This is a genomic window from uncultured Thiodictyon sp., assembly GCF_903946935.1.
In the GTDB taxonomy this organism is placed as follows: Bacteria; Pseudomonadota; Gammaproteobacteria; order Chromatiales; family Chromatiaceae; genus Thiodictyon.
In genome coordinates this window covers 1-12,298 of the sequence record NZ_CAJAXH010000062.1, presented here as the reverse complement: position 1 = coordinate 12,298, position 12,298 = coordinate 1, and the positions used below count along the sequence as shown (strand labels likewise).

Annotated in this window: 5 protein-coding genes; 1 reads left to right on the top strand and 4 read right to left on the bottom strand. The window is 63.2% G+C overall.

Annotated elements, in window-relative coordinates; translation table 11 throughout:
• Window positions 1-298 precede the first annotated feature (298 nt).
• Together QZX93_RS05780 and QZX93_RS05775 are read right to left on the bottom strand one after the other, a co-directional pair.
• A complete protein-coding gene (locus QZX93_RS05780) occupies window positions 299-619 on the bottom strand; it encodes a hypothetical protein (protein WP_295394421.1) in 321 nt (106 codons plus the stop codon).
• 61 nt (window positions 620-680) lie between these two features.
• Window positions 681-4,058, bottom strand: coding sequence for a right-handed parallel beta-helix repeat-containing protein (locus QZX93_RS05775; RefSeq protein ID WP_295394419.1), 3,378 nt, complete (start codon window positions 4,056-4,058; stop codon window positions 681-683).
• A 1,926-nt stretch (window positions 4,059-5,984) separates the two neighbouring features.
• Here QZX93_RS05775 and QZX93_RS05770 point away from each other — a divergent pair.
• A complete protein-coding gene (locus QZX93_RS05770) occupies window positions 5,985-9,812 on the top strand; it encodes a S8 family serine peptidase (RefSeq protein ID WP_295393517.1) in 3,828 nt (1,275 codons plus the stop codon).
• Window positions 9,813-10,004: 192 nt separating this feature from the next.
• Here the strand turns inward: QZX93_RS05770 and QZX93_RS05765 are convergent, their stop codons facing one another.
• Window positions 10,005-10,940, bottom strand: a complete 936-nt coding sequence (locus tag QZX93_RS05765; protein ID WP_295393515.1) for a hypothetical protein — start codon at window positions 10,938-10,940, stop codon at window positions 10,005-10,007.
• 13 nt (window positions 10,941-10,953) lie between these two features.
• Window positions 10,954-11,976: an SPFH domain-containing protein gene (locus QZX93_RS05760; protein WP_295393513.1), complete on the bottom strand. Its 1,023-nt coding sequence runs from the start codon at window positions 11,974-11,976 to the stop codon at window positions 10,954-10,956.
• Window positions 11,977-12,298: the final 322 nt, after the last annotated feature.

Sequence of the window (12,298 nt, the reverse complement as noted above, 5' to 3'; positions counted from 1 at the left end):
GCCTGCCGCCGACGCACCAACGCATCAAGCTCCTCGCGTTGTTTCTCGGTGATATCCACGGGGGCGGCGGTGCAAAGGGGCATGGCGAACAAACTCAAGCAGCGGGAAGTTGACGTGTTCAGCATGATAACGAACACAGCCAGCAAGCGGTGCCAGAATTTTCACTCTGCAGCACTAGGGTCTAACTAACCTACTCCACCACCGAAGTTCGGTCAATGCCCTTTCGTCGGCCGTTTGCGATTGGGCGAAGTCCTGGATTGCGGTTATCCGCCCCACCGTCTCAGGAGCCGGATCGCCCTCAAATCGCCAGCCGCCCGTACTTAGCCGGCACCCGAATGGTGGCGCGGGCCCCCGCATCGAAACGCACGAAGTCGGATTCGATGCCGTCGCTGAAGATCACCCCGTCCTCCGGTATCTGTGACTCGACGATCAGCGCGGCGGCGGCCGTGACCTGGCCGAAGGCGATCTCGGCCGTCGCGATCCGCCTCGGCCAGGGCTCGCGAACCGAAAAATACAGAGAGTCGGCGTCCCACGCGAATGACTGGGGGGCGGCGGTCGCCGGCGCTTGGTGAGGGCGCTGTCGATGGCCTGGGCGCCGGTCAAGATGCTGCGTAGCCAACCGGTGGAGCCTACAAGTGCGTCCCCCGGCTGAAACGTCGGAGCGTTGGAGCGGCCTCACATCAATGCAAGATCGACCGCCACCCTCCCCGGTTCGGCAGGCACTGTAAGCAGAACCGCGGCACATTTGAGTCTATCTGATCGAGCGAGATATCGTCGAACCAGACAGTCGGGTTGTTACCATGACCAGCACACATCTCGACACCAGTCGGTAGCCCTGTGTCGAGAATTTGCAGCCCCTGTGCCTTGAGGGTGCCATCGATATAGACATCAAATGTTCTGGCGACCAAGTCTATGTTCGTCTCAACCAGGTACCAGCCCCCTGCCTGGTAGGCCATCAGTTTGACATCGCGAGTGCGATCCGCTTCTTTCTGAAGGGCGTAGACAAATCCATCTCCATCAAAAGCAACAGCGGCATAGTGAGCTCCCCAGGTGCCGACGGTGGGGTCTTCGAGTGCCACCCATGCCCTGTCATTGCTACAGCCACCAGATACTATTTGGTCCATATAAACCTTTGCCGACAATGTAATATGCGTGCCGGGGGTGGAAGGCAAGGTGACGGGATGGTAGGCATTGGCGCTCCAGCAGGACGACCCTTGTAAACGCAAGGATTGTCCCGGGGAGGTGAACTGTGCCGTATCCACATATTGATTCGGTGAACCCGATCCATTATACCTCAAGGTCCAAACCGACGATGGGAAGGCCCCTGCGGCATAGGAATCGAAGCTGTCGCTAAATAGTGTAGTCTTAACGGCATTGCCGATCCTGAAGCTCTGGGTTGCCTGTGCAGCCGGATTGTAATTGGTATTGCCATCCTGGTTGGCGGCAATGGTGCAGGTGCCGGCGGTCACACCGGTGATGGTGCTACCATTACTGTAGCCGCTGGTGCAGACGCCAGCGGTCTGACTGGTGAAGATGACCGGGTTGCCGGAGGCGCCCCCGGTGGCGGTCACGGTGCCGGTACCGCCGACGACGATAGTTGGGGCGGCGCCGAAGGCGATGGTCTGGTCGGCCTTGCCGATACTGAAGCTTTGAGTCGCCTGCGGGGCCGGATTGTAATTGGTATTGCCGGCTTGGTTGGCCGCGATGGTGCAGGTGCCGGCGGTCACGCCGGTGATGGTGGCACCGTTGGTACCGCCGCTGGTGCAAACGCTGGCGGTCTGAGTCGTGAAGATAACGGGGTTGCCGGAGGCGCCCCCGGTGGCGGTCACCATGCCGGTGCCGCCGACGACAATGGTCGGGGCAGGGCCGAAGGCGATGGTCTGGTTGGCCTTGCCGATGCTGAAGCTCTGAGTCGCCTGCGGGGCTGGGTTGTAATTGGCATTGCCGGCCTGGTTGGCGGCGATGGTGCAGGTCCCGGCGGTCACACCAGTGATGGTGACACCATTGGTGCCGCCGCTGGCGCAGGCACCGGGGGTCTGGCTGGTGAAGATGACCGGGTTGCCGGAGGCGCCCCCGGTGGCGGTCACCGTGCCGGTACCGCCGACGACGATGGTCGGGGCGGGACCGAAAGCGATGGTCTGGTCGATCAGGCCAATACTGAAACTCTGAGTCACCTGCGGGGCTGGGTTGTAGGTGGCATTGCCAGCTTGGTTGGCGGCGATGGTGCAGGTTCCGGCGGTCACGCCGGTGATGGTGCTGCCATTGGTGCCGCTGCTGGTGCAGACACCGGTGGTCTGACTGGTGAAGATGACCGGGTTGCCGGAGGCGCCGCCGGTGGCGGTCACCGTGCCGATACCGCCGATGATGATGGTCGGGGCAGGGTCGAAGGTGATGGTCTGATCGATCAGTGGCACGTACTCGTCAGCGCCGATGTCGACCGCGGCACCGATGACGCGCGGCTGGCCGTCCATGTCGGTGGCCGGCAGCGCGGGCGCCGCATTATTGCCGGCATCGATCAGCGCAGAAGCCGCCGACAGGTGTTGGAAGTCGTCGGCGAACAGCGGGTTGACCGCGTTCAGATTGCTCGGATCGATGGCGATCGCGATCTTGGTCCAGAAACCGGTGCTGGCGTTTTGATTGAAGTCGTTGTTCAGGAGGGTGAGCGGCGAGGCGAGGCCATTGTTGTTGTTGTCGTTATTGATTGAGAAATCGCGACCCACCGGTGCGGCGTTGCTCCAAAACAGATTGTTATAGATAGAGGTGGTTGGGACCTCGCTCGACACGGCAAGCCAGAGACCGCCGCCATCGACGCTACCGGCATTGTTAAAGAATGTGTTGTTGGTCAGGGTCACGACGCCTTGAGTCGTTGCGACAGCAGCGCCACCGCCATGCGGTCCATTGTTTGTATTGAACACATTGCCATTGAGCGTGGCGGCGCCAGTCGCAGTCACGACATAGGCGCCACCGCCGTTGCTCCCTGTTATATTATTGAAGAACTCGTTGTCGCCTAAAATAACAGCCCCGCTCGAAGTCGAGGCATAGGCGCCGCCGCCGTAATAATTGGCGGTGTTGTTGTTGAACCTATTGCCGGTCAAGGTAGCGGTTCCAGTAGACATGATAACTCTAGCTGCGCTACCCCGGATATTGTTTATGAAACTGTTGTCGGTAAGTATGGCGCTACCGCTCGAACCATTCACATAGGCGCCGCCTCCATCGCAACCATAGGTGCAACCAAGTTGATTGCTCGAAAAACTATTGCCAGTCAGAATGGCGACACCGTTACTTTGAACAATGATTCGGACGCCACCGCCCTGATTATAGCTGGAACCGGCATTAAGGCGGTTGCCATCCCAATTGTTTCTCGTCAATGTGAGAGTGCCGAGATTGGTATATAATGATGCCCCTCCCCCATACGAAACGGCAAGATTGGCCGTGAAGTTATTATCGCTCATCGCGAGACTGCCATGATCGGTAAAAACGTAGATCCCACTTCCCTCGCTCGTCTTATAATTTCCGCCATTGTTAGCAAATGTATTTCGCTCCACGTACATCGTCCCTTCGCTGGCGATATAGGCTCCGCCGCCCTTCACGGATGCCCAATTATTCGTGAACAGATTGTCGCGCAGGCTGATGTCATTGATGGTGCTGACATAAAGCCCCCCGCCATCGCCGGTAAAAATGCCGCCGCTGATCGTCACGCCTTCCAGGGTAAAGGCCCCGCCATTGGTTGTTGTGAAGGAGAGCACCCGATCAGTCCCGCTCCCGATGAGCTGAGTATTCGCCGAGTCAAGGGTGCGGGTCGCACAGCTTGCGACATAGCCACCGAGCACTTGCAGGGCATACCGCTCGCTGCTGGTATAGACGAAGGGTCCGGTATAGGTGCCTTGGACGACCAGCAGGCGGTCTGCCTGGCCATTTGTGGCCGCCGACGTCAGGGCGGTTTGCAGCGCGCTTGAGCTGTCGACGCAGAAGTCGACCGCGTACGTCAACTGGGCGAGGACGAACAATGCGAGGGCACTGATCGGCAGGGCGAAACCAAGGCGGGACGTCGTACACATAGCGGGCAGCTCCAGATATGCTAGCGAACACGATAACGGCCATCTCGGTCACTACGAACCCGTGATAGCTGCCTTTGTAACCATTGCGACAGCGCCTAATCAGCATTGGTGCGACTAATACTTTATGGCTCTCTGGGATCTCAGTAGGTCGCATAGTTTCTCAAAAACAGCAGGATAGAGCGGTTACACAAAAAGAAAACGGCTCTATGGCAACGTCTGAAAATAGCGTAAGCCTCTGATATAAAGGTTCGTCAGAGCAGTAATCGCTCCAAGCCCTGTCAGGGGCTTGTCGATGCGGCTCGTTATGCGACTCTATGACGCCCTACATGTCGTCATAACATCATGTAATTTATAAATATGCCGACCTACTGAGATCCCAAAGAGCCTACTTTATAGGAAAATGGTAAAGCCGATTCAAGGCTTGGGTCAATACCGTTCGTCGGGTGGTGATCGATCAAAGCCGCATCTGGCACGCCCGCGGCTCGGAAGCGACGCCGTCCTCAGGTCAACAGCCGCCCGTACTTAGCCGGCACCCGACTGGTCGCGCAGGCGCCCGCGTTGAAACGCACAAAGTCGGACTCGATGCCGTCGCTGAAGATCACCCCGTCCTCCGGAATCTGTGACTCGATGACCAGCGCGGCGGTGGCCGTGACCTGGCCGAAGGCGATCTCGGCCGTCGCGATCCGCCTCGGCCAAGGCTCGCGAACCGAAAAATACAGAGAGTCGGCGTCCCACGCGACTGACTGGGGGGCGGCGGTCGCCGGCGCGAGCGCGTGATCTCATCATGGCAGGATGGCCCGCCAGCCGCCCGGGTTTGGCAGACACTCCCAGCAGAATGAACCGATCGCAAAGCTCTGGGTCGTCTGGGGCGCGGCATTGTAGTTGGTATTGCCGAGCTGATTGGCGGCAATGGTGCCTCAAGGGCAACGACAGAATATCTTGAAAACACTGGCATCGCGAGCCTCTCGGCAAGTTATCAAGCACAACATCTTGTGGTTGCAGGAGCTAACCGCCCACCCCGTATCGCCGACCTCAGTCGTTACGCTTCGCCATTGGTATAGTTCATGCCCAAGGTCATCGCCCCCCCAATTGATTTAAGCTCGGTGAGCAGGACTATTGTTACCATTGAGTTTGACTCAAGGTCTTGTGATGGTCTCCCGTATATACTGTCTAGTTGGCAGTGCATCTGTATCACCACCGAGGTTTGGGAGTTAAGTGTTCGCGATTCCGACGGACGTTCGGTGGAGGGTTCGGGAAACGGTCTGGTCAGCACCGGCCGGCGCCCAAGGTGCCACAAATCGCCTTGCCCGGCGCCCTTCGCACCGTTACGATAGTGGCTATCATCCGTTCCCGCAATGGTCGTATTTCCTGATTCGTTAGGAATACGCCGGGTCCGCTCGCGGTTGTCGGGCCCCGACCGCCGCTTGTGCAATGGTGGAGAGCAATAATGTATGCGCGAATGAGACCAAGTGCGTTTCTGACCGTGGTCGCTGTGGTCGTCTTGGCGGCCAGTGCGGTGGCCGTCGAGCCGGCTGCGGCACCGACTGGTACTGGCGTCCCCATCGGTACCCCGGCCACACCGGCCGGACCCGCCGCCGCCCCAGTGATGGGGCCGCAGCTGCAAGCCCTGATGACGACCTCGGGCAGCACTGGATATATGATCTATTTCCGGGAGAAGGCCAATCTGGCGAAGGCCTCCCGGCTGGGGTGGAAGGAACGCGGTGACTATGTCGTCAACCTGCTCAAACAGACGGCCGACCGCAGCCAGGCCGCGATCCGGTCCTATCTGGACTCCAATCGCGTCAAATACCAGAGCTACTGGATCGACAACATCATCGTGGTGGATGGTTCGTCCGGCGCGACCTTGAACGGCCTGATGACGTTCTCGGAGATCGAAAGTCTGCGCGCGCCCCGCACCATGCAGGTATGCAGGTCATCGAGCCGGTGCGCAAACCGGCCCCGGCCGCCGCCGGCCTCATGGCGGTCGAGCCGAATCTCGCGCATATCGGTGTACCCGACGTCTGGGCCGCGGGGGTCCAGGGCACCGGGATGGTCGTGGCCAGCATCGACAGCGGCGTCCGTTATACCCATCAGGCCTTGGTCGGTCATTACCGCGGCAACCTGGGCGGCGGCCTCTTCGACCACAATTTCAACTGGTGGGACCCCTACGGCGACCACCCGGCGAACCCCGCGGACGATAACGGACATGGCTCCCATACCATGGGCACCATGGTCGGCGACGACGGCCTCGGCAATCAGATCGGGGTCGCGCCCGGGGCCCAGTGGATGGCCTGTCGCGGCTGTTCGACCTCGAGTTGCACCGATGCCGCACTGCTCGCCTGCGCCCAGTTCATGGCGGCTCCGACCAATCTGGCGGGTACCAACCCCGACCCGGCCAAACGCCCGCACGTCGTCAACAACTCCTGGGGCGACTGCAGCACCGCCTACGACAACTGGTATCAAGGCGTCGTGGACAACTGGCAGGCCGCCGGGATCTACCCGATCTTTTCCAATGGCAACGCCGCCAATTGCGGCCATGCCCAACCCCCAGGCCTCAACACGGTCGGTAACCCGGCGCGCTACGGTAACGTCACCGGTGTCGGCTCGTCCGGTCAGGCCGACGGCCAGTATGCGACGCACTCCAATTGGGGGCCGACCGACAACCCGGACACCGTCAACCCGCGCGGCTATCCCAACCTGAAACCGCAGGTGCTGGCCCCCGGCGTCAATATCCGTTCCTCGGTCAACACCGGCGATGCCGATTTTCAGGGCGGATGGACCGGCACCTCGATGTCGGCCCCGCACGTGAGCGGGTTGGTCGCCTTGATGTGGCAGGCGGCACCCTGTCTGGTCGGCAATTATGCCGCGACCGAGACCCTGATCGAGCAGACCGCCACACCGATACCCTATGCCTCCGGCGGCACCCCGCCCCCAGGGCCGGGTAACGTACCCAACTACGCGACCGGTTGGGGCGAGATCAATGCCCTGGCGGCCATTACACAGGCGCGCAACAGCTGCGGACCGACGGGCGGGCTCACGGGCACGGTGACGATCGCCGGCAGCGGCGATCCGCTGCCCGGCGCCACCGTGACCGCGGGCAACTCGACCGGAACTACCGAAGTCACCGGTCGCTATGACTTTGCGACCGTCCCGGTCGGCAGCTATGACGTGACGGCCTCGGCCTATGGCTACGTGACGGCAACGGCCACCGGGGTGCCGGTCAACGGTGGCCTGACGACGGTACAGGACTTCAGCCTCAGCGTGACGCCGCGGGTCTCGGTTTGCGGCACGGTGACCGACGGCTCCGGCCAGGGTTGGCCACTCTCGGCCCAGATCGCGATCGCCGGCGGCCCGATGGGGCCGGTATTCACCGACCCGGTTTCCGGACACTATTGTGTCGAGCTGCTGCAGGGTTCGAGCTATACCTTCGATGTGCAGCCCCAAGTCGTGGGCTATGTGCATCAGCTCCGAACCTTCGTCGCGAACCCCGCCAGTGCGACCCAGGACTTTGCACTTGCGGCGGACCTGGCCGCCTGCACCGCGCCGGGCTACCAGTTCACCACGAGCTTCCAGGAGGGCTTCGACGGCGCCACCTTCCCCCCGACCGGCTGGTCCATCGTGGACAATGCGGGCACCGGGGTGGTGGTGTGGAAGACCTCGACGACCTGGGGCGATGCCAACTGGACGGGCGGTAGCGGGATGGCGGCGGAAGTGAGCAGCGATACCGCCGGTCATGTCGAGTACGATACGGAGTTGCATACACCCGAGATGCCGGGTACCGCAGTCTCACTGTCGTACCTGGCCAATTATCAGCAATACGCCGGCGAATACCTGAAGCTCGACATCAGCATCGACGCCGGCGCGACCTGGGCCCCCGTGTTGAGCTGGCAACAGGATCATGGGGCGGCGAAAAGCCTGCCGGGCGAAGCGGTCACCGTGAACCTCGCATCCTATATCGGGACGGCCCCCAGCTATCGACTGCGCTGGCATTACTTCAACCCCGCGACGGGCGATTGGGATTGGTATGCCCAGCTTGACGACGTCACCCTCGGCACCTGCACCCCCACCCCAGGGATTGGCCTCGCGCTCGGCTATGTCTCCGACGCGACCACCGGTCTCGCTGTCAACGGGGCGACGGTCACAGACACCCTGGGTCACAGCACCACCAGCGCAGCGACCCCGGACGATCCGACCCGCGGCGACGGCTATTTCCTCCTGGCCACCGCAGCGGGTCTGCAACCGCTGCGCGCCACGGCCTTGTACCACGGCGCCGCGACGGCCTCCGCGGTCGTACCGGCGGGGGGAGCGGTCCGACAGGATCTCGTCTTGCCATCACCGAACCTCACGCACACACCGTCGGCCGTGACGCTCGCCGTCGCGGAACACAGCACCTCCGTGCAGTGGACCAGCCTCGCCAATCAGGGCGGCGCGGCTACCGAGGTGCGGATCCGCAACATCAACGCGCCCTATCAGGGTCCGACCGCCTCCGGACCCTTCGCCAAGGCCGCGCTGCGCGTGGCGCCCGAACACCTGAATGATCGCGACGCCCGCATGGTCACGGCGGCGCCGACGACGACGGCCGGCACCGTGCCCCCGCTCGCCGCCGGGGACGTCAAGTTCAGCTGGCCCAGCGGCCTGCCCTCGCTCTGGGGCATCGGCTACAACCAGTCCGTTCAGGACCTCTGGTTGGGCGATACACCTACAGGCGGTGGCAAAAACCGCGATTACCGATTCCTTCCGGACGGCACCAACACAGGTGACAGCATCGACAACTCCGGCTGGGTCGAGAGCTTCGCCGCGGACATGACCTATAACGCCAATACCGGCATGCTCTGGCAGGTGAGCGTCGGGATTGCCGACACCTGCATCCACGAGCTGAATCCGGACACCAAGCAGTCCACCGGCAACAAGATCTGTCCGGCGTTCGGGACCAACGAGCGCGGTCTTGCCTATGACCCGCAGACCGACACCTACTATGCCGGCTCCTGGACCGACGGTGTGATCAATCACTTCGCCCCGAATGGGACCCTGCTGGACTCCGCCGATGTGGGTCTGCCGATCTCGGGTCTGGCCCTGAATCCGAATACCGGGCACCTGTTTGCGATGACCAACGGGACCGGTTTCTACGATGTCTATGTGCTCGACACCACGCCGGGGGTCTATCACGTGCTCGGCGGATTCAGTATCGCCGGTCTCGGCGATTACGAGCAGGCCGGATTGGAGATCGACTGCGACGGCAATCTGTGGGCAGTCAACCAGGTCACCCATCAGGTCATCGTCGCCAAGTCGGGCGAAACCGGGGTCTGCGACGCGGCCATGCCCTGGCTGTGGGTGGCGCCCGACGCGATCAAGTCGCTCGGTGCGGGCGTAACTCAGCCGCTGGCCTATGTCGTCGCGACCACCGGTCTGGCGCCGGGCTCCTACCAGGGCCACCTGCGGATCTTCTATGCCGGGGGTTACCGGACCCTGATCGTACCGGTCGCCATCTCGGTCCTGCGCGACCATGATGGCGATGGCATTCCCGATATCAGCGACCCCGACGACGACAATGACGGTGTCCCCGACGACGACGATGCCTTCCCGTTCGATCCGACGGAGTGGCTCGACACCGACGGTGACGGCATCGGCAATAACGCCGATCCCGACGACGATAACGACGGCATCCCGGACGGGCAGGACCGCTATCCAACTGACCCGATGATGCCGATGGGTGCCATGCCTGACCGCGGCGGGTGGCGGGCGAGGTTCTATTGAGCCATTGAGCAGCCGGCGCGTCCTCGGGGTTACGAGGCCCCCGACGGGGACGCGCCGGCGCCATCCGCACCTGATCGCGTGCGATCGGCGCCGCCTGTCGCGCGTGAAGCTGCTTGGAAAAATATGGCTTGGCCGGGTGCTGACCGAGCGCGCAACGAGATCGGCGCCCGCGGCTCGGAAGCGAGGCCGCCCTCAAGTCACCAACCGCCCCTGCTTGTCCGCGACCCGAATGGTCGCGCAGGCGCCGGCATTAAAGCGCACGAAGTCGGACTCGATGCCGTCGCTGAAGATCACCCCGCCCTCCGGCATCTGTGACTCGACGATCAGCGGGGCGGTGGCCGTGACCTGGCCGAAGGCGATTTCGGCCGCTGAGGTCCGACTCGGCCAGGGCTCGCGTACCGAAAAATACAGATAGTCGGCGTCCCACGCGAATGACTGGGGGGGCGGCGGTCGCCGACGCTTGGTGAGTGCGCTGTTGATGGCCTGGGCGCCCGTGAGGATGCTGCGCAGCCAACCGGTGGAGCCTAGCCCGGTGGAGACGATGATGCCGCTGGACGACTGGGACTCCTCGCGGCCGCCGATGCCGATGCGGTAGCGGGCCGAGGTATGGCTGCGGGGGCCGATGAAGAGGTCGTTGACGCCATAGAGCGTCTCGCCGGTGTTGAGCCTCGCCTCCGCCATGGTGACTCGGCGGATCGGCCGGCGCTCGGCGAAGACCGCGGGCACCAGGGTGTCGAGGTCCGCGGGCAGGAAGGGCACCAGCACCCCCTCGATCCGGGCCGGGTCCGGATTGACCCCGATCAGCACCTGTCCGTCCAGATATTTGAGTACGTTCGCCACCAGCCCGTCCTGGCCCAGCACCACCACCGTGTCGCGTGGTCCGAAGATGAAGTTGGGGACGAAGGTACGCTCCAGAGCCTGCACCCGCGCGAGCCGCCCGAGTACCCGCTCGGTGGTGCGCACCGCCGCCCGGTAGCCCTCATCCTCGGCCTGGTAATCGGCGAAGTCCGCGCCCAGGTGCTCGATATAGAAGCGCGCCTGCTCCAGCGTATTGAAGCGCGCGATCAGCTCATTGAGCCGCGTGCGCCGCGTGATCAGGACGATCTTGTTCTCGGTCAGCCGATCCATGATGCCAATCGTTTCATTCGGCCGGCGTGGCGGCCATCAGTTCGCGCAGCAGGTCCGGGGTGATGTTGAGCTGGCCGATCCGCTCGGCTCCCCCTGCCAGGTCCTTGAAGGCCATCGCCACCAGTTGGCTCGGCTCCATGCGGGCCAGGGTCAGGACCTCCAGGATGCGCGGGTCGCTGTCGGCCAGGGCCTGCATGACGGTCGACACCGCGTAGGCGCGGGTGTCCGCCTCCGCCCGGGCATTGAGCGTGGACAGCGCAATCAGGCCCTGGCGCTGCTCCTCCAGCGCGATCTGGGTCGCCATCTCGGCCTCGCGAAGTTCGCGCCGCTTGCTTTGTTCGGACTTCTCCGCCTCCAGCTTGGCCTCCATGATCTGGCGCTTCTTGTTTTCCACCGCGATCTCGGTGTTCAACTCGTTCTCCTTGATCCCGCGCTCCTGCTCCACCGCGGCGTTGCGCCGGGTATAGATCGCCTCGTCGGCCTGACGCAGGACCTGCTCGCGCGCCTCCGCCTCGAGCGCGCGGGCGGTCTCCGGGGTGGGGCGGATCGCCAGGATCGAGATCCCCAGCACCTCGACGCCCAACGCGCCGATCACCTCGGAGCCCTGCAAACCCTCCTGCAGGGCCGCGACCAGGCCGTCGGAGCGGCCGAGCGCCTGGCGCAGCGCCAGCCCTTGCAGTGAGACCCGGGTGAGGACCTGCACCTGATTGACCAGTCGCTGGGGCAGTTTCTTGGCGTCCTCGGAGGCATAGTCCCGGCCGTCCGGGGTCAACACAAAGTTCATCGACGCCGCGAGCCGCTGCGGGTCGGCGACCCGGTAGGTGATCTGTCCCTGGACCGTGACTGACTGAAAGTCCGCGGTGACCTCCTCAAAGATAAAGGGCACCTCGACACTGCCGATCGGGATCAGGACCAGCGAGGTGGTCGGCGCGAAATACAGGAACGCCAGCCCCGCCCCCTCGCGGACGCGCTGGCCGCGGCGAAACTGGATGACGAAGTCGGTCGGTGCGACCTTGATGAAGCGGATGCCGAGCATGTGAACTCCTGATACTGGCGACGGCGCGGTGCGTCTGGCCAGGCAGCGGGGAGAGTCGGCAGCCTGCCGGACTTCGCCCGCGACGTCAATCGTGTCGCGTCACGGCCGAAGCCGCTCCCACCGGCGCCCCGGCCTGACCTCTTGCGCCAAATCGGCGGGGTCGCCCCGGTGCGCGACGCGCCCCTGTCAACCCAAAGTAGAAATGTCCCCTATTCCGCAAAGTAGAGATGTCCCCTGTTGGCGGGGGCAGGGGGCGAGATGCAGGGGAGGGGCCGCCGGGTCGGCGGGCCAGACGTAGGGAGCCCGTAGGGCGACCGGAGTC